Origin of the sequence: Paraburkholderia sp. USG1 (assembly GCF_031570135.1) — a bacterium.
In the GTDB taxonomy this organism is placed as follows: Bacteria; Pseudomonadota; Gammaproteobacteria; order Burkholderiales; family Burkholderiaceae; genus Paraburkholderia; species Paraburkholderia dioscoreae.
Map to the genome: position 1 here is coordinate 1 of NZ_JAMWXW010000029.1, position 22,649 is coordinate 22,649.

The following is a 22,649-nucleotide window of genomic DNA, read 5'->3' on the forward strand; positions in this document are numbered from 1 at the left end:
CCTCGAGCCGCATGACGCTGCAGATCATGCTGATCGCCGTGATCGTGTTCCTGCCGCTCATCCTGATCTACACGAGCTGGGTGTATCGCGTGATGCGCGGCAAGGTGACGGCCGCGGCGCTCGAAGAAAATCACCATTCGATGTATTGACCGGCAATACGCTTAACAGGAGTTTGTGATGTGGTATTTCAGTTGGATTCTCGGAATCGGCGTGGCGTTGGCGTTCGGCATCATCAACGTGATGTGGTTCGAATCGCGCCGGCCGCAGGAAGCAGGCAAGCATAAGACGCATTGATGCGCCTTCTACCGGCCGCGCGCCGGTGAGCAAAAAATTGGCGCCTCTGAAATTTCGAGGCGCCGATTTTTTTGCTCACGACTCGACCGGATACGGTGCCCACCTGCTCTCACGCCGCCCGAATTACTTCATGAACAGCGCAGGTGTTCGTGTTCCGTCGCGAGAAGAAATCTGCACGGTCCTGCCGGTTGCGTTGCGAATGCACACGCCGATCTGCGACGATCCCGCAGCGACTTGCGATGCAACATACGGTGTGATGTCGTTGTTGCGCGGCTGCAGCGCGTTGTCCAGGTAGATGCCGCCGATTCGCTGGTGCGTGTTGCAGGCCGCTGCCGTTGGCAGGTTCGCGGTGTCGTCCCAGTTCGTGGAGGCAGCGTAGATATCCAGCATCACCGCACTCGTATCCGTGACATTCTGCGCAAGGGTCTGTAAATACGAGTTGGTATAAGGATAGTCCTTCAGGTTTGCAGGCGTTGGGAATTTAATCAACACCATACTTCCCGCGTCCGAAATCATCGTGCTGCCGCTCGCGTGCGCAACGCCGCCGCTGTCCATCCATGCATCGGCGCTAGCCTTCGAGTAGTACGTCGGGATGTTATTGCTGCACGCATTATCCGCATTGGAACAATTGTCGACGGCATACTGCAGAGAATCGGTCTTCCATGCGTTGATGAAGTCGGCATGCGCGGTATATAGGCTTCCCCATTGCGGCACCCACGTGCCATTCACGAGAATCGGGTCCATCGACAGTTGCGCGGTGGAAAGGTCAGGATCCTGACCCAGGTCGTACGCAACGTTGAGTTGCAATTCCGGAATCTTGACGGGATAAGCAGCCGGACATTTCCCGTCGGACTGCCGGTAGGCCATATTCATGATGTGGCTGGCCATGTTCGGCACCAGGGTCCGTCCGTCCCAACAATCCGGAAAATGGACCGAGATATCGAGTTGCGCGTATGTGCCGCTACTGTCCGTTACGACCGGGCAACGGGTCGGCGCGATTTGCGTGTAGGAACCGCCGCGGCACAGATAGTTGATCTGCGGCTTGGGCGACGACGAGTGGTGATCGCCCGCCAGCATTTCCAGCCCCGCTGGAATCGTCTGCAGTGCAACCACCGGTTGATCGTTCTTATAGTAGGTCTTCTGATAGCCCGGCACGACAATTCCCGACGCGCGGTTTAACTGGGGAACCCAGTACGATGAAAGATCCGCCGCTGCGTTGCAGGTGGTGACCTTATTGTCATTCAGGGAGTAGTACGTACTGTACGCATCGGCACCTGTGTTACCGAAAAAGTCGTGCACCATAGCCCTGCCGGGCTGACCTGGATAGATGATTGCGTCGTCCGGCAGCGTATGCGAATACGCGCATTGGACACTGAACTGGCCGGCGTAGGCGGAGCCAACCGGTAGAAGAAAGATGAGACAGATCGCAAAACGCATTGACATGAGCCACTCCTGAGCACGAACGAAACACCCTGCCGGCATGACAAGGCATCCGAATCTCATTAGTTAGCTTACCCAATTGTTTTGAAAAATGACTGTCTCTGCGCTACTGCGTCGCACCGCCATGCATTCGTATCTGGCGTGGGCAGAAAATAAAGCCCCCGGAATTTCCCCGGAGGCCTTTCGAATCTCGCAGCTCGCGAACCGCTCAGTAGACCAAAGTCTGCGCGGCTCGAAGCGTCGAAAAGATTACGCGGGCTGCGGCGCCGCACCAGCGCCCGTAACCGGCGACAAACGCACCGCCAGCTTTTCAGCGTAGCGCTGCGCCGCGTCGCCGACAACGATATGGAACGTGTCCGCCGAGACCCATGCCGTATCGAGCGTCGCCAGACGTTGCCGATCGACCGCCGACGGATCGCGCACAACCACTCGCAGACGCGTTGCCGCCACCGCATCCAGCGACACGATGTTGCCTGCGCCGCCGAATACGGCAAGCCAGCGCAGTGGTTCAGGATCGAGCGGACCGTCTTGAGCTTGATCACCCGCTGCTGCGGCCGGCGCGGCCGCAGCAGCAGGAACAGCAGCCATCGGCTTCACTGTATCGCCGCCACCTTGCGCGATCACCGTGCGGATTTCGTCCGCGATGATATCCGCCTCCGGCCCGATGATCACCTGCACGTTGGTCGAACCGCGCTTGAGCACACCGCGCGCACCAATCGTCTTCAGTTCGCTTTCGGAGACCTTGTTCGAATCGACCACCGACAGACGCAAACGCGTCGTGCACGCATCCACCACCGACAGATTCGACGCGCCGCCCAGTGCGGCGATATAACGCTGCGCACGCGGCACAGCTGCGCTGGCGACCGGCGAAACAAAACCGCCCGCGGTGAACGAATCGACCTGTTCGTCGGCTGCGGCGGGTTCGCGGCCCGGCGTCGCCATGTTGAATTTGCGGATGAAGAAGCGGAACAGGCCGTAGTACACCACCATATAGACGAGACCGATCGGGATCGCCCACCAGCCCCTCGTCGACAGGCCATAGTTCAGCACGTAGTCGATTGCGCCGGCGGAGAATGTGAAGCCGAGGTGAATGCCGAGCGCGGAACAGATCGCGAGCGAAAGGCCCGTCAACAACGCGTGGATCACATACAGCACCGGTGCGAGGAACATGAAGCTGAATTCGATCGGCTCGGTCACGCCCGTCAGGAACGACGTCAGCGCCATCGAGAACAGCAGGCCGCCGACCACCGCGCGGCGTTCCTTCGGCGCTTCGTGGAACATCGCGAGACAGGCAGCCGGCAGGCCGAACATCATGACCGGGAAGAAGCCTGTCATGAAGGTGCCCGCAGTCGGGTCGCCCGCAAAGAAGCGATGCAGGTCGCCCGTCACGGCAGCGCCGCCCGGCGGCGTGAACGTGCCGAACACAAACCACGTCAGCGAATTGAGGATGTGATGCAAACCCGTGACGAGCAGCAAACGGTTCAGCACGCCGAACACGAACGCGCCGAGCGCACCGGCGGTGGTCAGCCAGTGGCCGGCCGTATCGATCACGGCCTGCACCGGTTGCCACACATAGCCGAACACGATGCCGAGCGCGAGGCAGACCACCCCCGTGACAATCGGCACGAAGCGTTTCCCTCCGAAGAACGCGAGGTAGTCGGGCAGCTTGATGTCCTTGTATTTGTTGTACAGCAAGCCCGCGACGATACCCGCCACGATCCCGGACAACACGCCCATGTTGAGCTTGTCGTTGATGTCCTTCATCACCGCGACTTCGACCAGATAACCGATCGCGCCCGCGAGACCCGCCACGCCGTTGTTGTCTTTCGCGAAGCCGACTGCCACGCCGATCGCGAAGAGAAGCGGCAGGTTGTCGAAGATCGCGCCGCCGGCGTCGGCGATCATCTTGATGTTGAAAACATCGGGTTGGCCGAGTCGCAGCAGCAGGCCGGCAACCGGCAGCACCGCGATCGGCAGCATCAGCGCGCGTCCCAGCCGCTGAATCTTCAGAAACGGATTCCCATCCATTGATACCTCCAATCCTTGTCTCTTTGTTGAACGTCGTTATCGAACGTCGTTATCGAACGTTGTTGTCGAGTCTTGTAGCTCCGGTTGATGACCGGGCGAAGCTGGCTGCGGACCGTGTGGAGTTCAGTCCAAAAGCCAGGTTTCGCGGCTTACTGCTCTTACCGCCTGCGCCGATTCGAGCGCCAGGGCATCCTGGGCGCGTTGACGGCACAGTTGATAATCGAGGTTGCGCACCCTCGCCTTGATGCCCGGCACCGAGACCGGATCCACCGAAAGCTCGGTCACGCCGAGGCCGACGAGCAGCGGCATGGCGAGCGGATCGCCCGCCAGCGCGCCGCACACACCGACCCATTTGCCGTGCTTGCCGGCACCTTGCACCGTGGCCGCGATCAGGCGCAGCACCGCCGGATGCAAACCGTCCGCCTGCGCGGCGAGGTCGGCCTGGCAACGGTCCATCGCGAGCGTGTATTGCGTCAGATCGTTAGTGCCGATCGAGAGGAAATCCGCGTGTTGCGCCAGTTGATCGGCAAGCAGCGCCGCCGATGGCACTTCGATCATCACGCCGACTTCGATCGGCTCCGTGCGGCCCGACTCGCGCGCGAATTCGTCGATACGCTTGCGGATGCGGATCAATTCGCCGACATCGGTCACCATCGGCAGCAGAATGCGCACGGCACCGAGCGGACGCACCGCGAGCAGACCGCGCAACTGATCGTCGAGCAGATCCGGGCGCACTTGCGCGAGGCGGATGCCGCGCAAGCCGAGCGCGGGATTCGGTTCGGGCGGCAGCGTCAGATAATCCACTTCCTTGTCCGCGCCGACATCCAGCGTGCGGATGATCGCGGTGCGGCCGCTCAACGCGTCGACGATTGCCTGGTAGCTCTGACGATGTTCGTCCGTGGTCGGCGCGGCGGCGCGGTGAATAAACAGCAGTTCGGTGCGCAGCAGGCCAACGGAATCGGCGCCGTTTTCGACGGCGGTTTTCGCGTCGTCGAGCGTGGCGATGTTCGCGGCCACTTCGATTGCGCGGCCGTCGGACGTGACGGCCGCCTGCTGCGAGGTGCGGCGATTGGCTTCGCGCACACCGGCAAGACGCGTGCGCTCCAGACGTGCGCGTTCGACGTCGAGCTCGGTCGGTGCGAATTCGAGGCGGCCGTTGGTGGCGTTCACCACCACTTGCGTGCCTTCAGGGATTGCATGCAGCGCGTCGCCGACTGCCACCAGCGCGGGAATGCCCGCCTGACGCGCGAGAATCGCCGCGTGCGAGGTCGCGCCGCCACGCGCCATCACCAACGCGGTAACGCGCGAGCGATCCAGCGTTGAAAGATCGGACGGCGTGAACTCTTCCGCTGCAAGCACCGCTTCTTCCGGCAACGCGCGCGGCGCGGCGTTCGTATAACCGAGCGAGCGCAGCACGCGCTTTTCGATGTCGCGCAGATCGGCGGCACGTTCCGCGAGCAACGCGTCTTCGATTTTCGCAAGGATGGCGATCTGCGCACGGATCGCTTCACGCCATGCAAAGCCGGCGCTCTTGCCGAGGCTGATCAGATCGCGCGCGGCGTCGAGCAGCGTGGGATCTTCGAGCAGCACGCGGTGCACCGCGAAAATGCCCGCTTCGCCGACCGCGCCGCGTTGCGATGCGTCACGCACGGTCGTGCCGAGGTCCGCATCGACGGTGGCAATCGCCTTGTCGAGCAACCGGCTCTCCGCAGCCGACGTGCCGGCCGCCTTCTCCGGCGGATCGATGTCCGCGTCGTCCCAGCGCACCAGCTTGCCGACCGCGACGCCCGGCGCGGCGCAGACGCCGGCAAGCGTATTCGGGGCGAGCGCTTCGCCTGCCGCATGCCCCACGGCCTGCGGCGCCGGCGAACTTTCACGCGCGGGTTTTTCTTCCGCTTCACCATGTGCTTCACGCGTCAATTCGTGAGCAATGGCTTCGATCGCGGCCCTGGCTTGCGGACCGACGCCGAGCAATTCGACCGTCGCGCCTTCACCTGCGCCGAGTCCCAGCAAACCGACCACGCTTTCGATCGCCGCCTTGCGCCCTTCGTAACGCACTTCCACGCGTGCGTCGAAACCACGCGCCGCTTCACGGGCACGCGCCGCCGGACGTGCATGCAGACCACCTGCATGAACCAGTGTGACTTGCTGACGCGCTTCTTCCGCGACGTTCGTCGCACTTGCCTGACGCGAAGCCTCGGCAGCCGCACCATCGCGCGCGCGCAGCACCAGCAGCGGCGTTTCACCCGCCTTCAGCAGGCCGCCTTGCACGCGCTCGACGATTTCGAACGCATCGGAGTTGGCGATCGCGACCACCGATACGAGGCTCGGCGCGTTCAACGCGACCTGATCCTGGTCGAACTCGATCAGCACCTGACCGGCGCGCACATGGGCGCCTTGCGCGACCATCGGCGCAAAACCCTTGCCGTTCAGGGCGACTGTATCGATACCGATGTGCAGCAGAATCTCGGCGCCTTCGGCAGTAGCCAGCGTCACCGCGTGACCGGTGCGCGCGAGATGCGTGACGGTACCGTCGCAGGGCGCGACGAGCCGTCCCTCGAGCGGATCGATGCCGATGCCGTCACCGAACATACCGCCCGAAAATACAGGGTCGGGCACGTTCGCGAGCGGCACGACCGGACCGGTCATGGGCGCGAGTAAAACGATATGGCCTTCAGAATGGCTCATCAAGCGGGACTCCTCGACACGTCGCATCTGATTTCTCGTCAGTGAGTTTCGGTGACTTTGTTGAGATGGCGCGGCGCATCGGGATTGCGCCCGCGCGCGGCGGCAAGGCCGGCGGCCATCACGTAAAAGGACAGAATGGCGGCGATCGGATCGAGCGCCGCATGAGCGGTGGTAGCGAGTGGTAGCGTGGCTTCCGGCACCTCGGCCGGCGCCGCGAGCAGAACACGGGCGCCGCGTGCCTTCATGTCGCGCGCGAGTTGCAGCAAGCCGGCTTGCTCGGGTCCACGCGGTGCGAAGACCAGCAGAGGGTAGTCGCGGTCGATCAGTTCCATTGGACCGTGGCGCACTTCCGCGCTCGAAAACGCTTCGGCCTGAATGCCGGAGGTTTCCTTCAGTTTCAGCGCGGCTTCCTGCGCGATCGCAAGACCCAGACCACGGCCGATCACGATCATGCGCTCCACGCCGCGCAATTCCTCCACGGCATTCGACCAGTCGAGCTTGCCCGCTGCCCGCAGTGCTTCGGGCAGCGTCTTCAACGCCGCGAGCAGTTCGGCGTCGTTCTGCCAATGCGCGACGAGTTGCGCGGAAATCGACAGCATCGCGATATAGCTCTTCGTAGCCGCGACGCTCAGTTCCGGACCGGCGACGAGCGGCAACTCGAATTCACACGCGTCGGCCAGGGGTGAGCCCGACACGTTCACGGCGGCGACGGTCAACGCGCCCGCTTTGCGCAACGCTTCCATTGTGCCGACGAGGTCCGGGCTCTTGCCCGATTGCGAGAAGGCCAGCGCGAGCTGATCGCGCACCTGCAACGGCGCCTGTTGCAGCGTGGCGACCGACATCGGCAGCGAGGCGACCGGCACGCCGAGGCGGCTCATCGTCAGGCTGGCGAAGTAACTCGCGGCGTGATCGGAGCTGCCGCGCGCGACCGTCAGCGCGACATGACGCGGCTCTTCGGCGAGCTTCGCCGCCAACGCCTCGACGCGCGAGGTATCCGTGAGTTGCGCGGCGACCGTTTCAGCGGATGCCAGCGCCTCTTTAAGCATATTCGACAATTGCTTCTCCTTCGACGTAAGTCGCGCTCAACGCCAGTTCACGATCGAACACGACCACGTCGGCCCATGCGCCGCGCGCGATGCGGCCGCGGTCCTCGATGCCCAGGTAGTCGGCGGCGTAGCGCGACAAACGGTTCGATACATCGGCGATCGGCAAGCCGATCGATACAAGATTGCGCAGCGCCTGATCCATCGTCAGGGTGCTGCCGGCGAGCGTGCCGTCGGCGAGACGCACGCCGCCGAGGCACTTCGTCACATGCTGGCTGCCGAGGCGGTATTCGCCGTCGGGCATGCCGGTGGCCGAGGTGCTGTCCGTGACCACGTAGAGACGCGGAATCGCGCGCAATGCCGCGCGGATCGCACCCGGATGGACGTGCAGCAGATCGGGAATGATTTCCGCAAACTCGGCGTGCGCGAGCGCCGCGCCGACGAGACCGGGATTGCGATGGTGCAGCGGCGACATCGCGTTGAACAGGTGCGTGAAGCCGCAGGCGCCGTGCTTGAGCGCGGCGACGGCGTCGTCGTAGGTGCCGAGCGAATGACCCAGTTGCACACGCACGCCGCGCGCCGCCATCTCGGAGATGATCTCCATGTGGCCGGCAATCTCCGGCGCGAGCGTGACCACGCGAATCGGCGCGATGGACAGATACTTCAGCACTTCGTCCATCACCGCCGAAACCGCTGCGTCCGGTTGCGCGCCGAGCTTGCCGGGATTGATATACGGCCCTTCCAGATGCACGCCGAGCACGCGCGCGCCGCCCGGCGTGCGGATCCGCGCGTTGTGGCCGAGGCCCGCAACGACGCTCATCAGTTCGTCGCGCGGCGCGGTCATGGTGGTGGCGAGCAGGCTCGTCGTGCCGTAACGTGCATGCGTGCGAGTGATGGTTTCGATCGCGTTGTTGCCTTCCATCACGTCGGAACCGCCGCCGCCATGCACGTGCAAATCGATGAAGCCGGGCAGGATGTACGGCGCGTCGTTGGTCGACGGATCGACTCGGTCGCCGGCGAGCGCCGTGATGCGGCCGTTTTCGTATTCGAGCGTGCCGTGAATCCACCCATCGGTGGTGAGTATGTTTCCGGTCAGCATGATTCTCTCTGGTGAGGCGTGATACGGGGCGTGACTGAATGGCGCCTGAGGGCGGCTGCGCACCTTGAGTTGCCGGCTTCGCGCGCTGCCTCGTCGAGCAGATCAGGTGCGCAATTCAGCGACAAAGTCGTAGTAATCGTCGCGGCAATACGTGTCGGTCAACTCGATTGCGCGCTGATCGGCGCTATAGCCGATACGGGTAATGACCAGCAGCGCCGAGCGCGGTTCGATATCCATCAATGCGGCGATCTCGCTCGAAGCGTTGACCGCGCGAAAGTGCTGCAACGCGCGCACGACAGCCGCGCCACGGTGTTCGAGATAGCTGTAAAGCGAATCGCCGATGGCTTGCGGGTCGGGCACGATCGCCGCCGGCAGCGCCGAATGCTCGACCGCCATGACGATGCCGTCCGCGCGCCGCAGCCGCCGCAGACTCGCCACCGCCGCGCCGGGCGACAGCCCGAGATGCACCAGTTCGTCACGGTTGGCGGCGCGGATATCGCGCTCGAGCCATACCGAATCCGGCCGGAAACCGCGCTGCTGCATCTTCTTCGTGAAACCGGTGAGCCGCGAGAGCGGGTCTTCGACGCGCGGCGTGATGAAACTGCCCGCGCCACGCGCGCGCCGGATCAGCCCTTGCTCGACCAGCAACTCGATCGCCTTGCGCGCCGTGATGCGCGACACGCCGATCGCGTCCGAAAGCGTGCGCTCCGAGGGCAGCGCTTCACCCGCCGACCACACGCCGCAATGAATCGCTGTCGCAAGATTGCGCGCGAGCTGCAAATAGAGCGGCGTGACGTTGCGGGCGTCAGGCATCAGTGCGGACCAGCGAGTTTCCATGGGACTCCGGCGGCCGTCGCGAAAAGGTAGGCCTACGAAAAATGAGAGCCCATTATATAACCAACATAATACCAGTCAATCGATTGGTTCCATGTTGGTACGGTAGCGCGCAAAGCCTTGCCGGATAAGGCTCGAAGGGGTATTTGCAAGGGTTGGAGAGAGGTTTTCGGGGCCCAGGATTTACCCGTACTCGTCGCTCGGAAGGCGACCAGGCGGTGCAAACATGCTCCTCACCCTGCCAGAACCAGAGCCGCCATCGATACCTTTTTAGTACCAGTTCAAGCAATCCCTTGCTGGGACGGCTTTTGCAAAGGAGGGCGTTCCAATATAGTGCTGGGTAGCAAGCCACAAAAATTCCCCCGGGGAGCAGCATTTGACCGATTCCGAGGCGCTGCGGCGCGCTCAGGCCGTCCGCCATTTCAACCGCTTCTACGCCCAGCACATTGGCGCACTCCACGAGCATCTGGCAAAGAGCGCGTTCTCACTGACAGAGGTGCGCGTGCTGCACGAACTCCACCGGGGGCGTGCGCAAACCGCCTCGGTGCTCGGGCGCGCTCTCGGCCTCGACAGCGGTTATCTCAGCCGCCTGTTGACCAGCTTCGAACGACGCAATCTGATCACGCGCCGCCCGTCCGAGACGGACGCGCGCCAGTCGCTGATCGCCCTCACGGACAATGGCCACGCTGCCTACGTGCCGCTCGATAACGCGGCGATCGAGGAGGTGTCGATGTTGCTCGCCGGCCTCTCGCCCCTCTCCCAGGATCAGCTGATCGCTGCGATGAAGGTGATCGAGCGGCTGCTCGGAACCGGGCCCACGCACGAACTCGTGATACTGCGCCAGCCGCGCGCAGGCGAATGCGGCTGGCTCGTGCATCGGCAGGCGCAGTGGTTCGCCGCGCAATACGGCTGGGATCAGTCGTTTGAAGGATTGCTCGCGCGAATCGTCGCCGATTACGCGCAACGCAACGATCCGGTACGGGAGATGTGCTGGGTGGCCGATCAGGAAGGCGTGGTGGTCGGCTCGGTATGCGTCGTCGGTGTGTCGACGACGGTGGCGGGCGTGCGGCTTCTATGGGTCGAACCGGACGTGCAGCGTCTGGGCATTGGCACACAGTTGCTAAGCGAATGCACGCGCTTCGCGAAGCGCGCGGGCTACACGAAGCTCACGCTAACTACGGCTGCCTCGCTGGGACAACCGCGGCGTCTGTGCGAGCGCGCCGGCTTCAGGCTTGCCGGCGCGGCGGCTGAGCGCCGTTTCGGCAAGAACCTGACGATCGAGCGATGGGAGCTGGATCTGTAGAAAAGCGTCGCGGCTTAGAACGAAGGCACCACCGAACCCTTGAACTGCGTCTTGATGAATTGGCGCACGTCTTCCGACTGATAAGCGGCAACCAGCTTCCTGACCCACGGCTTGTCCTTGTCCTGCGTGCGCACGGCAATCAGGTTCGCGTACGGGCTATGCACGTCTTCGAGCGCGATCGCGTCTTTGGTCGGCTGCAGGCCGGCGGCCAACGCGAAGTTCGTGTTGATCGCGGCGGCGTCCACGTCCGACAGCGAGCGCGGCAATTGTGCGGCGTCGAGTTCGACCAGCTTGATCTTCTTCGGATTCTCGGCGACGTCGAGCGGCGTCGCGTTGTTGCCGTTCGTGCCGGCGCCGGCCTTCAGCTTGATCACGCCTTGCGTTTGCAGCAACAGCAGCGCGCGGTTTTCGTTCGACGGATCGTTCGGCACCGCGACCTTCGCGCCTTGCGGCAGATCCTTCAGCGACTTCAGCTTCTTCGAGTAGATGCCGAGCGGCGAAATGTACGTGAGGCCGACGTTGACGATCTTGTAGCCGCGCTGCTTGATCTGGCTGTCGAGGTACGGCTGATGCTGGAAGCTGTTGGCGTCGAGATCGCCCGCGTCGAGCGCGGCATTCGGCTGCACGTAGTCGTTGAATTCGACGACCTTCACGTTCAGGCCTTCGCGCTTCGCCACTTTCGTGACGACTTCCCAGATTTGCGCATCCGGGCCGCCGATGGTGCCGACCTTGATCACTTTGTCGTCGGCGTGCGCACCGAAGCTGGTGACGATCGCCGCGCCGGCGATGACTGCCGAGAGGGCTTTGAGGATGTTTCTGCGCTGCATGTGATTCTCGCTGTTTCTAATCGAAGGCTTTGTCGACGGCTTTATCGACAAGTCATCGATTTCTGATCGATGTCAGATTCGGGTGGAAGTGGGCGGCAAACATTGTTTTTGGCAATGCGTCGCCAACTGGACCGCAAATGGTCTCATACGCCCGGCGAGATGGGAAATACGACGATTGCATATGGTTATGCGCGTGGAACCGGGCGGGACCGCGTGCGCGCAGGAGCGGTACGCGGTGCGCAGTGGTCCTCCGCAGTGGTCCGCAGTGGTCAGAACGCGGTCCAGTCGTCGTCGGGCTGGGTGGCCTTGGCGGCCTCGGCCGCTGCGCGCGGCACGGCGGCCGGCTTCGCGCTCGCGACGGGCGTGGCCGAGGCCGGCGCAGAGACCGAAGCCGACGCGCCGGATGCCCTTGCTGACGCCGACAGCTTAGGCTCCGCGCGCGCCAATGCCGGCGCGGATTGCGATCCCGCGCCGATGTCGCGCGCTGCCGTCGCCTGAGTCACCGTCGCCTGGGTCACCGTCGCCGTCACTCTGCGCGCCGCCACCACAGCCGAACCCCGCGAGGCATCTTCCGCACCATTCACGCGAAACGCGTTCACCGCTTCACGCAGACGCCCCGCCTGATCCTGCAACGAAGCCGCCGCGGCCGCCGCCTGCTCGACGAGTGCTGCGTTTTGCTGCGTGACTTCGTCCATCTGCGTGACGGCGCGGCCAACCTGCGAAATGCCGCTGCTTTGTTCTTCGGATGCCGCAGCGATCTCGCCCATGATGTCGGTCACGCGCTGCACGGCTTGCAGAATCTCGCCCATCGTCGTGCCGGCCTGCTGCACGAGAGTCGAGCCGTTGTGCACGCGCTCCACCGACGCGCTGATCAACTGCTTGATCTCCTTGGCCGCCGTTCCCGAGCGCTGCGCGAGGCTGCGCACCTCGCCCGCGACGACGGCAAAACCGCGCCCCTGCTCACCGGCACGCGCAGCTTCGACGGCCGCGTTCAACGCAAGAATGTTGGTCTGAAAAGCAATGCCTTCGATCACGCCGATGATCTCCGCAATCTGCCGCGAGCTGTCATTGATCTCGCCCATCGTGCCGATCACGCGACTCACCACGTCGTTGCCGCGCGTCGCGATTTCGGACGCGTTATGCGCGAGTCCGCTCGCCTGCCGCGCGTTGTCGGCGTTCTGCTTGACCGTTGCGGTGAGCTCTTCCATGCTCGCCGCCGTTTCCTGCAGCGAAGCGGCCTGCTGCTCGGTGCGCTGTGACAGATCGCTGTTGCCCGCCGCAATCTGCTGCGTAGCCGACGCGATGGACTCCGCCGAGCGACGAATCTCACCGATGGTCCGCTGCAGCCGGTTCTGCATATCGTTCATGGCCGCCATCATGCTGGTCTTGTCGTGCGGACGAACGTCGACCACTTGGGTCAGATCGCCTTGCGCAATACTCGCCGCGAGCCGCGCCGCCTGGCCGGGCTCGCCGCCGAGACTCGCGCGCACGTTGCGGATGATCAGCAGCATCGCCAGCGAGATGATCGCGCCAATGACCAGCACGACGGCAAGGTGCCCAAGCAGCGTTTCGTAGTAGACGGTGTCGATGTCCTTGATGAACACGCCGCTCGTGATGTTCCAGTCCCACGGCGCGAAGTGCACCACGTAGCTGAGTTTCGGCACTGCCGTTTCGCTGTGCGGCAGGCGTCCGCGATACTGCGCGAAGCCGCGCCCGCTCGCCTTGGCCGCGTCGACGATCGCCACGTACAGGAGCTTGCCGTCCGGATCCTTGAAGTCGCCAACCGCCTTGCCGGTCATTTGTGGCAGCGTGGGATGCATCAGCACGACCGGCTTCGAATCCATCACGAACAGATAGCCGGATTCGCCGTAACGCATGGCCGCGAGACGGGCGAGCGCTTCGCGCTGTACATCGGCCTCGCTCATTCTGCCGCTTTGCGAAAGCGCGTAATAGCCGCTCACGATACCTTGCGCCGCATCGACCAGATTCACCATGCCGGCCTTGCGCTCGGCCAGCATCGTGCTGCGCGTTTCGACCGCGCTCCACAGCCCGACACCCAGCAGGCCCAGCCAGACGAGCGCGAGCGACAGCCATAGTTTGCGATTCAAACTCATCCTGCTCATTGTTATGGTCTCTCTCGTGTGAGTCATATTCCGTTCGCGGTCGCAAGCACGCGTTGCGCGTTGCGCGTTGCGCGCAAACGATTGCTAGAGATATAACGGCACCACGGACGGCCGACTTGAGAGATGTTGTAAGGAAACCGTCGGCATGGCCCGGCGGCGTGCGGCAGGTTAATCATGCGCAATGAATCATGCTCTGACCGATAATCCAAGGCTCCGCCGCACGTTCTGGCGGCTCATTTCACTGCTCGAGAGAACAGCATGTACGTCATCGACCTCATCTACACCGCATCGCTCGATCGTATCGACGACGCACTGGAAGCGCATCGCGCGTTTCTGGCGCGACAGTTTGAAGCAGGCGTGTTCGTCGCCGCAGGACCGAAAGTGCCGCGCGACGGCGGCATCATTCTGGCAGTGCGGGTCGAGCGCGATAAGCTGGATGAGATTCTCGCCAGCGATCCGTTCGCGCAGCAAAACCTTGCGCGCTACGAGGTGACGGAATTCAAGACGACGCGGCTTGCGGCGGGATTCAATCTGCCGATTCCGGCTTGAGCGTGGTAAAGCGACGGACGTTGAAAGCGGACGCGTGATGTGACACGGCCCGCAAGGATCGGTGCATCAGTCGAGCAGCAGCTTGATATCGTGGACCCACGGCGTTGCGCCCTGGCCGTCGCGTGCGAAAAGACGCAGCTTGCCGTCCGTGTCGAACACGTAGCTCGCTGCCGTGTGGTCCATTGTGTAGCTGTCAGGTGTCTTGCCCGGCACCTTCGCGTAATAGACGCGGAAGTCTTTCGTGATCCTGGTGAGTTGCGCCTGATCGGCCGGACGCAAACCGACGAACGTCGGATTGAACGCCGGTACGTATTGCGCGAGCAAGGCCGGCGTATCACGCTCGGGGTCGACGGTGACGAACAGCACCTGCACGCGCTTCGCGTCTTCCGGGCCGAGTTGCTGCAACGCTTGTGAGAGCTCGGCCATCGTGGTCGGACAAACATCCGGGCAATGCGTGTAGCCGAAGAACAGCACCACCACCTTGCCTTTGTAGTCCGCCATTGTGCGGATGTGACCGGACGTGTCGGGCAACGAGAAGTTGCTCGCGAATTGCGTATTGCCAGTGATGTCGAGATTCTGGAACGCCGGCGGCTGCTTGCCGCAGCCCGCCACCAGCAAAGCGCCGCCGAGCGCGCAGGCCATCACAGCAGCACGCGCCGTACGCGCGAAGCGGTTTTTGAGCATGATATTACGCGCCGATCAGGACGCGCGCATAGTGGTCGATCAGCAGCGCCGCAAACAGCAGCGAGAGATAGACGATCGAATAGCGGAAAGTTTTGCGCGCCAGATCGTCCGAGTACTCCCGATAGATCTTCCACGCATAAGCAAGGAACACGGCGCCCAGCAGCACCGCCGCCGCGAGGTAGACCACGCCGCTCATGCCGGAGATGAAGGGCATCATGGTGACCGCGAACAGGATTACCGTGTACAGCAGAATATGCAGGCGCGTGTACTTCTCGCCGTGCGTGTTCGGCAGCATCGGCAGGCCGGCGTTTTCGTAGTCTTTGCGGCGATACAGCGCGAGCGCCCAGAAATGCGGCGGCGTCCACACGAAGATGATCAGCACCAGAATCCAGGCGTCGCCCGGCACATGGCCGGTGACCGCCGCCCAGCCGAGCGCCGGCGGCATGGCGCCCGAGGCGCCGCCGATCACGATGTTCTGCGGCGTGGCAGGCTTGAGCAGCAGCGTATAGATGACCGCATAGCCGACGAACGTGGCCAGTGTGAGCCACATGGTGAGCGGATTGGCGAACGTGTAGAGCGTCCACATGCCGAGGCCGCCGAGCACGGCCGAGAACAGCAGAATCTGTGCGGTGGTGATTTCGCCGCGCGCGGATGGACGCCACGAGGTGCGGCGCATCTTCGCGTCGATTTTCTGTTCGACGAGGCAATTGATGGCGAACGCCGCGCCGGCCAGCAACCAGATGCCGACCGTGCCGCCGATCAGCGGAGTCCAAGGCACCATGCCGGGCGTTGACAGGAACATGCCGATGACGGCGCAGAACACGGCGAGTTGCGTGACGCGCGGCTTCGTCAGGGCGATGTACTGGGAGACCCGGCTACCGGGCGTTTGGGAAAGTGTTGTGCTGTCCATGTGGAGTCACGCTGGCGCGGCATCGCGCGCAGGGAACACGGCGCGGCCGGGACGGCTATAAGCGATCCGAAAGTTTAACATAACGAGCAGAAGCAGCAGGATCGCGGCCCCACCGTTATGCGCCACCGCAATGGGCAACGGCCATTGCAGAACGATGTTCGACAGGCCTGTGATGAACTGGATCAGCACCACCAGCAGCACGCCGTTGGCCGGCCGCCGCAGCGACTCGAAGCGGCGCAGCTTCAGCGCCAGCCACACCAGATAAGCGACCACGACGATAGCGAACGTGCGGTGCGTCCAGTGAATCGCCACCAGCGCGTCCTGGGTGATCACGTCGCCGTCGCCGGTCATGCCGAGCGCGCGCCACAGGTGGAAGCCGTGTGCGAAGTCCATCGGCGGAATCCATTGGCCATTGCAGGTCGGGAAATCGGTGCATGCGAGCACCGCGTAGTTCGTGCTGACCCAGCCGCCCAGCGCAATTTGCGCGATCAGCAGCACCAGACCCGCGAGCGCGGCTGCGCGCCAGCGCGCGGCTTCGGGCTCGTATGCAGGCAACGGTGTCTGCCGCGCGGCCAGCCAGCCGAGCGTGCCCAACAGCGCGAGGCCGAGCAGCAAGTGCGTCGTCACGATGACTGGTTGCAACTTCATCGTCACGGTCCAGGCGCCGAACGCGCCTTGCACCAGAATCAGCAGCAACAGCGAGGTCGGCCACCACGGCGACACATGCAGTGGACGCCGCTTCACGCGCGCCGTCCAGGCGATGACGGTCTGCGCGATGATCAGCACACCGATCGCCATTGCGAAGTAACGGTGGATCATTTCGATCCAGGCCTTCGTCATGCTGACCGGTCCGGTCGGCATGGCCTGATGCGCGGCCGTGATCGCCGCGTGCGCGATGAACGGCGACGAAGTGCCGTAACAGCCTGGCCAGTCCGGACAGCCGAGCCCCGAATCGGTGAGCCGCGTGAAGCCGCCGAACATCACCAGATCGAGCGTGAGGAAGGTGGTGAGCCAGACCAGCTTGCGGAATTTGTTGTCGTCGGCCTTGACCCACACGTAGGACAACGGCAACAACGCGATACACAAGCCGATCAGGGCCAGTTGCAGTACGAACATCTCTCTTACCTAGGTTGCGGTATCAGCCGATACTCGACCATTTGAGCAGCTTGGTCACGTCGCCCTTGATCTTGCTGGGGTTCGGATCTTTCGGAAAACGCATCATCAGATTGCCGTTCGGATCGACCATGTAGATGTGGTCGGTGATTTTCGTGCCGTTCTCCGTAGGCAGCCACGCCGACACCTGCGCCGGATCGGCGATCATCATGTTGGTGTCGGGATAGGCCTTTTGTATCACGTCTGCCACGTTGCCTGCATCGGTGCGTAACCACACTTCCACGACGCGCTCGCGTTCCGGGCCCTGAGCTGCGCGGATTTGTCGCATGAAGTAGAGCTTGGTGACGCATGCCTTGTCGCAGGTGCTGTTGTCTACCGAGATCAACAACCAGCGGCCGCGCAGCGTGGCGAACTTGACGGGCTTGCCGTCTTCGCCCGTGACCGCGAGCGAATCGGGAATCGGGCGTTGCGGTTCGACCAGGGTGCCGTAGCTCGTGCTACCGCCTGTCGGCTTGATCACGTAGTACGTGAAATACGACACGGCGATCGGCGCGGCGCAGATGATCGCGAGCAGCAGCAGAATCCATCGGCCGCGCTCCCACGAGCCTTTGCCGTTGGGTTGGCCGGGCATGACTTTGGGTGCTGCGGGTTTGCCGGCTTGCGGCGAACGGGGAGATTGCGTCGACACTTCTGGACCTCTTTCAGTGATTGCGCGGCTTCGCGGCCCAGCTCTGGCCGCGAAGCCGCATGTGCTGCGTTATACGCCCTGCGCGTGCTCTTTCTTCGCGGCGCGGCGTGCGGCATACAGGCCGAAGACCAGCGCCGCGGCCGCCATGCCCCACCACTGGAACATGTAGCCATAGTTACGCTCGACACCGTTGGTGGGTGCGGGCCAGTCGCGCACCAGTTTGTCGCCGTCGTCGCTCAATTGCTGAATCACGAAAGATTGCAACGGAAAGCCGGTTTCCGAGGCGTATGCGGCAGTATCCAGATTCTGGCGGATCAGTTGATGCTCGGCTGAACCGCCCTGCCCCAACTCGAAGGCGCGCGACGCGTCCGCCCGTGCAATGCCCTCGATCTCGATTTCGCCTTGCGGCGTTGTGTACGGCGCGATGGTCTCGCGATTGTTCATGTTGCGCGGCAGCCAGCCGCGATTGACCAGCACGTAGCCGCCGTCGGCCAGTTTAAAAGGCATCACGACGTAAAAGCCCGGCTGGTCGTTATACGGGCGATTATCGAGGTAGACGACTTTATCCGCGACGAAACTGCCGCGCGCCTTCACGCGATGAAACTCGATGTCCTTCAGTTCGACCGGCGCGGCGCTCACCGGCTGCGCGGGCGCGTTCTCGAACTGCGTGATGTGCGCTTCGAGCGCTTCCTTCTGATGCGCGCGGTCGCGCTGCCAGAAACCCAGCCGCACCGTCACGACGATCACCAGCAGAATCAACAGCGCGGGCACGAGGCGAATCTTCATCGGGCACGCTCCGGGGCCACTCGTGGCGTTACGGGGGACGTGCGGCAAACGCCGGCGCGCGGTGCGATAATAAACGTCTTGCCTCTGCGCTTCCTGATTACAGCTGGTTCCATGCACATTCTCGTTCCCATCGCCTTCGTCCTGATCATCGCCAGCATGGTGTCGGCGCTGTACTTCATGATGCATGACAAGGGCAAAACCAAGCGGATGGTCTGGTCGCTCGCCACGCGGGTGGGCCTGTCGATCTCGCTGTTCCTGTTCATCCTGTTCGCTCACTGGATGGGCTGGATTCAGTCGACCGGTATTCCCTACGGGCGCTGAGCCCGGCGGAACCCTCTCCACGCCGCCAAACAAAACGCCGCCCTGACAGGGTCGAGGGCGGCGCTGCATAAGTCTTGCATACTGCTCGTGCGCCGCGTCCCGAAGGACGTTGCGCGATTGGCCTGCACATTCTCCGGGTTGCCGGTCGGCGCAGGCCAGACTGCGTTACAGCCAGTACACGACGACGTACAGCCCGAGCCACACGACGTCCACAAAGTGCCAATACCAGGCCGCGCCTTCGAATGCGAAGTGATGGTCCGCCGTGAAGTGACCGCGGATCATGCGCACCAGCACGACTGCCAGCATCGTGCCGCCGAGGAACACGTGGAAGCCGTGAAAGCCCGTCAACAGGAAGAACGTCGAACCATACACGCCCGACGACAGCGTCAGATTCAGTTCGTTATAGGCGTGGAAGTATTCAAAGCCTTGCAGGAACAGGAAGCAAACGCCGAGCACGAGCGTTGCGGCCAACCAGATGATCGCCTTCTTGCGATGATTCTCACGCAGCGCGTGGTGCGATACCGTCAGCGTCGCGCCCGAGGAAAGCAGCAGCGCGGTGTTGATGGTCGGCACCGGCCACGGTTGCATCGACTTGAAGGTCGAGACCAGCGCTGCCGGACCGTTGTTCGGCCACACTGCCGAGAAGTCCGGCCAGATCAGTTTGTAATCCAGGCTGCCCAATTGATGCAGCGCGATTTCACGCGCATAGAACAGCGCGCCGAAGAACGCACCGAAGAACATCACTTCGGAGAAGATAAACCAGCTCATGCTCCAACGGTACGACTTGTCGACGTTCTTGCCGTACATGCCGCCTTCCGACTCGGCGATCGCGTCGCCGAACCAGTGCCACAACGTAAAGAGCAGCCACAACAAACCGGCGACAACGCCGATCGGCGCCCAGTCATGTTCGTTGATCCAGGCCGCAAGCGATCCGAGCATGACCAGCAACCCAGCAGCGGCGCTGATCGGATGCCGCGACGGATGCGGTACGAAATAGTACGGGCTCTCGTTTTGACCGCTCATTCTTGATTCTCCACTTCAGTCCAGTTGTTCCGGAATCTCCGGCTGTATCTTCGGCGGCGCGTCGATACCGCACCGCTTCTCTCTAATTCCTGGGCGCTGCTTCGCCCGATTCTACGTGTGCGCGAGGTGATTCAGCCTACTACGGCTCGTACGATCAGAATCAGCACCACGATAAAAATTGCCGCGCAGATCAACGCTGCCGCGATCACGTGCAACGGGTTCAGTTGCGTGGCGTCCGCCTCCAGATCGCGGCGCCTGCGCACCCCGAAAAACGACCAGAACACCGCGCGCATGGACTGGCCAAAACTGCTTCTGCGCGGGCTGCCGCCGTTGTCACTCATCTTGTTTCGTCTTCCTTCGTCTGCGGCGCGAGCCGTCAGGCGGGATTGGCGGCGGTAGCCGCCGTGTTTGCCGTGGGCGCCGCGCTTCCGGCTGTCGCCGCCACTGGCGTATTCAATTCAAAAAACGTGTACGACAACGTGATCGTTTTCACGTCCTTCGGCAGCTTCGGATCCACCACGAACACCACCGGCATCCGCTTCGTCTGATTCGCCGTCAAGGTCTGCTGCGTAAAGCAAAAACACTCGATCTTCCTGAAGTACTCGGTTGCCTGCTTCGGCGCGTAGCTCGGAATGGCTTGCGCCTGAATCGTGCGCGCCTGTTCGTTGCTCACCTCGTACATCACCGTCGTCACTTCGCCCGGATGCACGTCGAGACTGCGCTGCTCCGGCTTGAACCCCAACGGGCCGCGCGCGTTCGCATCGAATTCGATCGAAATCGTGCGGCTCATGTCGACCTGCGTGTTCTTCGCCTCGCGCGCCGTAGCATCACGCTGCACAAGGTTGTTGATGCCCGTGATCTGGCAGATCGCGCGGTACATCGGCACCAGAGCGAAGCCGAAGCCAAACATCATCAAGGCGACGATGAACAGCTTGATCAGCATCGAACGGTTAAAAGAACGGTCGGCCTGAGCCGGTGGTTGCGTCGCCATCTCAATCCTCAACAAACCTGCAAACAGACTTGAACCGCCCCGTCAGGAGAACCACTTCTGATGAATGATGACGCTCGCGAAAAAGACCGCGGCGATCACGAACATCACGAAACCGATCCGCCGGTTGCCCGCGCGAATCTGCTCGGGCGTACGTCTTTCTTGAGGATTGCGCGCCATGCTCGACTTTCTGAATACGTTTCGTGACTACGGGTGCCGCCACCACTTTCGTGGCTGCCGACTCCGGCGGCGAACTGCTGCGCCACCTGAGCCGGCACCCCCACCGTACGCCAATTACTCGACGGTCGGCGGGTTTTCGAACGTGTGGAACGGAGCCGGGCTCGGCACGGTCCATTCGAGGCCCGTTGCGCCGTCCCACGGCTTGTCGCCAGCCTTTTCGAGTTCGCCGCCGCCACGGTAGGCCGGCAGTGCAACCGCGAACAGGAAGTAGACCTGCGCCAGACCGAAGCCGAATGCGCCGATCGTGATGACCTGGTTCCAGTCCGTGAATTGTGCCGGGTAGTCAGCGTAACGACGCGGCATACCTGCGAGGCCAACGAAGTGCATGGGCAGGAACGCGAGGTTGAAGAAGAACATCGAGGCCCAGAAGTGAATCTTGCCGCGCGTTTCGTTGTACATCCAGCCGGTCCACTTCGGCGCCCAGTAATACCAGCCGGCGAACAGCGCGAAGAGCGAGCCCGCCACCAGCACATAGTGGAAGTGCGCCACCACGAAATAAGTACCGTGATACTGGATGTCGAGCGGCGCCATAGCCAGCATCAGACCGGACAGGCCGCCGAACGTGAACACCAGCAGGAAGCCGACCGCGAACAGCATAGGCGTTTCGAAGCTCAGCGAACCGCGCCACATCGTCGCGACCCAGTTGAACACCTTCACGCCCGTCGGCACGGCGATCAGCATGGTGGCGTACATGAAGAACAGTTGGCCCGTCACCGGCATGCCGGTGGCGAACATATGGTGAGCCCAGACCATGAACGACAGAATCGCGATCGACGAGGTTGCGTACACCATCGAGCTATAGCCGAACAGCGGCTTGCGCGCGAACGCCGGAATCACCTGCGAGACGATCCCGAACGCCGGCAAGATCATGATGTACACCTCGGGGTGCCCGAAGAACCAGAAGATGTGCTGGTACATGACCGGGTCGCCGCCGCCTGCCGCGTTGAAGAACGACGTGCCGAAGTGACGGTCGAACAGCACCATGGTGATCGCGCCTGCCAGAACCGGCATCACGGCGATCAGCAGGTACGCGGTGATCAGCCACGTCCAGACGAACATCGGCATCTTCATCAGCGTGAGGCCGGGTGCGCGCATGTTCAGAATCGTCACGACGATGTTGATCCCGCCCATGATCGACGAAGCGCCCATCAGGTGGACCGCGAAAATCGCGAAGTCCATGCCCGGGCCCATTTGCGTGGACAGCGGCGCGTAGAGCGTCCAGCCCGCGGCGGTCGCGCCGCCCGGTGCGAAGAACGAACCGACCAGCAGAACAGCCGCCACCGGCAGAAGCCAGAAACTGAAGTTGTTCATGCGGGCGAAAGCCATGTCCGATGCGCCGATCTGCAGCGGCACCATCCAGTTCGCGAAGCCGACGAAAGCCGGCATGATCGCGCCGAACACCATAATCAGGCCGTGCATGGTGGTCAACTGGTTGAAGAACTCGGGACGCATGATCTGCAAGCCCGGCTCGAACAGTTCGGCACGGATCATCAGCGCCATCACGCCCCCGGAGAGGAACATGGTGAACGAGAAGATCAGGTACAGCGTACCGATGTCCTTGTGATTGGTTGCGAACAGCCAACGGCGCCAGCCATGCGGCGTTTCGTGGGCATGGTCGCCGTGCACGTGCTCGTGGCCCGCGACTACATCGTGTCCGATGCTAGACAT

At 62.8% G+C, this 22,649-nt stretch carries 22 protein-coding genes and 1 pseudogene; 5 read left to right on the forward strand and 18 right to left on the reverse strand.

Translation table 11 applies throughout. From position 1 onward, the window contains the following. Positions 1 to 149: pseudogene (locus tag NE850_RS30010) on the forward strand (cytochrome d ubiquinol oxidase subunit 2); the annotation flags it as partial. A gap of 28 nt (positions 150 to 177) precedes the next feature. Beyond that, positions 178 to 294, forward strand: a complete 117-nt coding sequence (gene cydX / locus NE850_RS30015) for a cytochrome bd-I oxidase subunit CydX (RefSeq protein ID WP_007179436.1) — start codon at positions 178 to 180, stop codon at positions 292 to 294. 123 nt (positions 295 to 417) lie between these two features. Here the strand turns inward: cydX and NE850_RS30020 are convergent, their stop codons facing one another. The 6 genes from NE850_RS30020 to NE850_RS30045 form a co-directional block, all read right to left on the reverse strand. Then, entirely contained in the window at positions 418 to 1,737 is a 1,320-nt protein-coding gene (locus NE850_RS30020; protein WP_007179437.1) for a DUF1996 domain-containing protein, read from the reverse strand. A gap of 246 nt (positions 1,738 to 1,983) precedes the next feature. After that, a complete protein-coding gene (gene nagE, locus NE850_RS30025) occupies positions 1,984 to 3,762 on the reverse strand; it encodes an N-acetylglucosamine-specific PTS transporter subunit IIBC (protein WP_007179438.1) in 1,779 nt (592 codons plus the stop codon). A gap of 123 nt (positions 3,763 to 3,885) precedes the next feature. Further along, the gene (ptsP, locus tag NE850_RS30030; RefSeq protein ID WP_310699787.1) at positions 3,886 to 6,450 is read right to left on the reverse strand and encodes a phosphoenolpyruvate--protein phosphotransferase; all 2,565 of its coding nucleotides are present in this window, start codon (positions 6,448 to 6,450) and stop codon (positions 3,886 to 3,888) included. Between the two features lie 38 nt (positions 6,451 to 6,488). Further along, on the reverse strand, positions 6,489 to 7,496 hold the full coding sequence (locus NE850_RS30035) for an SIS domain-containing protein (protein WP_035517724.1): 1,008 nt from the start codon (positions 7,494 to 7,496) through the stop codon (positions 6,489 to 6,491). Beyond that, positions 7,489 to 8,592, reverse strand: a complete 1,104-nt coding sequence (gene nagA / locus NE850_RS30040) for an N-acetylglucosamine-6-phosphate deacetylase (protein ID WP_007179441.1) — start codon at positions 8,590 to 8,592, stop codon at positions 7,489 to 7,491. Before nagA ends, NE850_RS30035 begins: the two co-directional genes overlap by 8 nt. A 102-nt stretch (positions 8,593 to 8,694) precedes the next feature. Then, positions 8,695 to 9,429 (reverse strand): GntR family transcriptional regulator, encoded by a 735-nt coding sequence (locus tag NE850_RS30045; protein ID WP_007179442.1) that lies wholly within the window; start codon positions 9,427 to 9,429, stop codon positions 8,695 to 8,697. Between the two features lie 373 nt (positions 9,430 to 9,802). Between NE850_RS30045 and NE850_RS30050 the strand changes: the two genes are divergently transcribed. Continuing rightward, positions 9,803 to 10,729, forward strand: a complete 927-nt coding sequence (locus tag NE850_RS30050; protein WP_007179443.1) for a bifunctional helix-turn-helix transcriptional regulator/GNAT family N-acetyltransferase — start codon at positions 9,803 to 9,805, stop codon at positions 10,727 to 10,729. Positions 10,730 to 10,743: 14 nt separating this feature from the next. Here the strand turns inward: NE850_RS30050 and NE850_RS30055 are convergent, their stop codons facing one another. Next, entirely contained in the window at positions 10,744 to 11,556 is an 813-nt protein-coding gene (locus tag NE850_RS30055; RefSeq protein ID WP_007179444.1) for a MetQ/NlpA family ABC transporter substrate-binding protein, read from the reverse strand. 269 nt (positions 11,557 to 11,825) lie between these two features. Then, on the reverse strand, positions 11,826 to 13,679 hold the full coding sequence (locus tag NE850_RS30060) for a methyl-accepting chemotaxis protein (protein ID WP_310699788.1): 1,854 nt from the start codon (positions 13,677 to 13,679) through the stop codon (positions 11,826 to 11,828). 258 nt (positions 13,680 to 13,937) lie between these two features. On the opposite strand from NE850_RS30060, the gene NE850_RS30065 reads away from it, so the two are divergent. Then, positions 13,938 to 14,228 carry a YciI family protein gene (locus NE850_RS30065; protein ID WP_007179446.1) on the forward strand — a complete coding sequence of 97 codons (291 nt, stop codon included), beginning with the start codon at positions 13,938 to 13,940 and terminating at the stop codon, positions 14,226 to 14,228. A gap of 66 nt (positions 14,229 to 14,294) precedes the next feature. On the opposite strand, the gene NE850_RS30070 is transcribed toward NE850_RS30065, so the two are convergent. The 5 genes from NE850_RS30070 to NE850_RS30090 all read right to left on the reverse strand — a co-directional run bounded on the left by NE850_RS30070 (position 14,295) and on the right by NE850_RS30090 (position 18,409). After that, a complete protein-coding gene (locus NE850_RS30070) occupies positions 14,295 to 14,912 on the reverse strand; it encodes an SCO family protein (RefSeq protein WP_007179447.1) in 618 nt (205 codons plus the stop codon). A gap of 4 nt (positions 14,913 to 14,916) precedes the next feature. Next, entirely contained in the window at positions 14,917 to 15,822 is a 906-nt protein-coding gene (gene cyoE, locus NE850_RS30075) for a heme o synthase (protein WP_007179448.1), read from the reverse strand. A gap of 6 nt (positions 15,823 to 15,828) precedes the next feature. After that, entirely contained in the window at positions 15,829 to 16,938 is a 1,110-nt protein-coding gene (locus tag NE850_RS30080) for a heme A synthase (RefSeq protein ID WP_007179449.1), read from the reverse strand. 22 nt (positions 16,939 to 16,960) lie between these two features. Further along, positions 16,961 to 17,623: a hypothetical protein gene (locus NE850_RS30085; RefSeq protein ID WP_007179450.1), complete on the reverse strand. Its 663-nt coding sequence runs from the start codon at positions 17,621 to 17,623 to the stop codon at positions 16,961 to 16,963. Between the two features lie 69 nt (positions 17,624 to 17,692). Then, on the reverse strand, positions 17,693 to 18,409 hold the full coding sequence (locus NE850_RS30090) for an SURF1 family protein (protein WP_165184376.1): 717 nt from the start codon (positions 18,407 to 18,409) through the stop codon (positions 17,693 to 17,695). Between the two features lie 111 nt (positions 18,410 to 18,520). Between NE850_RS30090 and NE850_RS30095 the strand changes: the two genes are divergently transcribed. Beyond that, positions 18,521 to 18,730, forward strand: coding sequence for a twin transmembrane helix small protein (locus NE850_RS30095; RefSeq protein ID WP_007179452.1), 210 nt, complete (start codon positions 18,521 to 18,523; stop codon positions 18,728 to 18,730). 165 nt (positions 18,731 to 18,895) lie between these two features. Here the strand turns inward: NE850_RS30095 and NE850_RS30100 are convergent, their stop codons facing one another. The 5 genes from NE850_RS30100 to ctaD all read right to left on the reverse strand — a co-directional run bounded on the left by NE850_RS30100 (position 18,896) and on the right by ctaD (position 22,649). Further along, a complete protein-coding gene (locus NE850_RS30100; RefSeq protein WP_007179453.1) occupies positions 18,896 to 19,753 on the reverse strand; it encodes a cytochrome c oxidase subunit 3 in 858 nt (285 codons plus the stop codon). 131 nt (positions 19,754 to 19,884) lie between these two features. After that, a complete protein-coding gene (locus NE850_RS30105; protein ID WP_007179454.1) occupies positions 19,885 to 20,094 on the reverse strand; it encodes a DUF2970 domain-containing protein in 210 nt (69 codons plus the stop codon). Between the two features lie 35 nt (positions 20,095 to 20,129). After that, positions 20,130 to 20,744, reverse strand: coding sequence for a cytochrome c oxidase assembly protein (locus NE850_RS30110; RefSeq protein WP_007179455.1), 615 nt, complete (start codon positions 20,742 to 20,744; stop codon positions 20,130 to 20,132). Between the two features lie 42 nt (positions 20,745 to 20,786). Beyond that, entirely contained in the window at positions 20,787 to 20,921 is a 135-nt protein-coding gene (locus tag NE850_RS30115; RefSeq protein WP_007179456.1) for a cytochrome oxidase small assembly protein, read from the reverse strand. Between the two features lie 114 nt (positions 20,922 to 21,035). Continuing rightward, on the reverse strand, positions 21,036 to 22,649 hold the full coding sequence (gene ctaD, locus NE850_RS30120; RefSeq protein ID WP_007179457.1) for a cytochrome c oxidase subunit I: 1,614 nt from the start codon (positions 22,647 to 22,649) through the stop codon (positions 21,036 to 21,038).

Coding starts and splice junctions, on each gene's coding strand:
- NE850_RS30105 (WP_007179454.1), bottom strand. CDS start 20,094: ATGAGTGACAACGGCGGCAGCCCGCGCAGAAGCAGTTTTGGCCAGTCC.
- NE850_RS30035 (WP_035517724.1), bottom strand. CDS start 7,496: ATGCTTAAAGAGGCGCTGGCATCCGCTGAAACGGTCGCCGCGCAACTC.
- ptsP (WP_310699787.1), bottom strand. CDS start 6,450: ATGAGCCATTCTGAAGGCCATATCGTTTTACTCGCGCCCATGACCGGT.
- nagA (WP_007179441.1), bottom strand. CDS start 8,592: ATGCTGACCGGAAACATACTCACCACCGATGGGTGGATTCACGGCACG.
- NE850_RS30090 (WP_165184376.1), bottom strand. CDS start 18,409: ATGAAGATTCGCCTCGTGCCCGCGCTGTTGATTCTGCTGGTGATCGTC.
- cydX (WP_007179436.1), top strand. CDS start 178: ATGTGGTATTTCAGTTGGATTCTCGGAATCGGCGTGGCGTTGGCGTTC.
- NE850_RS30095 (WP_007179452.1), top strand. CDS start 18,521: ATGCACATTCTCGTTCCCATCGCCTTCGTCCTGATCATCGCCAGCATG.
- NE850_RS30115 (WP_007179456.1), bottom strand. CDS start 20,921: ATGGCGCGCAATCCTCAAGAAAGACGTACGCCCGAGCAGATTCGCGCG.
- NE850_RS30060 (WP_310699788.1), bottom strand. CDS start 13,679: ATGAGCAGGATGAGTTTGAATCGCAAACTATGGCTGTCGCTCGCGCTC.
- ctaD (WP_007179457.1), bottom strand. CDS start 22,649: ATGTCTAGCATCGGACACGATGTAGTCGCGGGCCACGAGCACGTGCAC.
- nagE (WP_007179438.1), bottom strand. CDS start 3,762: ATGGATGGGAATCCGTTTCTGAAGATTCAGCGGCTGGGACGCGCGCTG.
- NE850_RS30100 (WP_007179453.1), bottom strand. CDS start 19,753: ATGAGCGGTCAAAACGAGAGCCCGTACTATTTCGTACCGCATCCGTCG.
- cyoE (WP_007179448.1), bottom strand. CDS start 15,822: ATGGACAGCACAACACTTTCCCAAACGCCCGGTAGCCGGGTCTCCCAG.
- NE850_RS30110 (WP_007179455.1), bottom strand. CDS start 20,744: ATGGCGACGCAACCACCGGCTCAGGCCGACCGTTCTTTTAACCGTTCG.
- NE850_RS30065 (WP_007179446.1), top strand. CDS start 13,938: ATGTACGTCATCGACCTCATCTACACCGCATCGCTCGATCGTATCGAC.
- NE850_RS30070 (WP_007179447.1), bottom strand. CDS start 14,912: ATGCTCAAAAACCGCTTCGCGCGTACGGCGCGTGCTGCTGTGATGGCC.
- NE850_RS30045 (WP_007179442.1), bottom strand. CDS start 9,429: ATGGAAACTCGCTGGTCCGCACTGATGCCTGACGCCCGCAACGTCACG.
- NE850_RS30055 (WP_007179444.1), bottom strand. CDS start 11,556: ATGCAGCGCAGAAACATCCTCAAAGCCCTCTCGGCAGTCATCGCCGGC.
- NE850_RS30020 (WP_007179437.1), bottom strand. CDS start 1,737: ATGTCAATGCGTTTTGCGATCTGTCTCATCTTTCTTCTACCGGTTGGC.
- NE850_RS30080 (WP_007179449.1), bottom strand. CDS start 16,938: ATGTTCGTACTGCAACTGGCCCTGATCGGCTTGTGTATCGCGTTGTTG.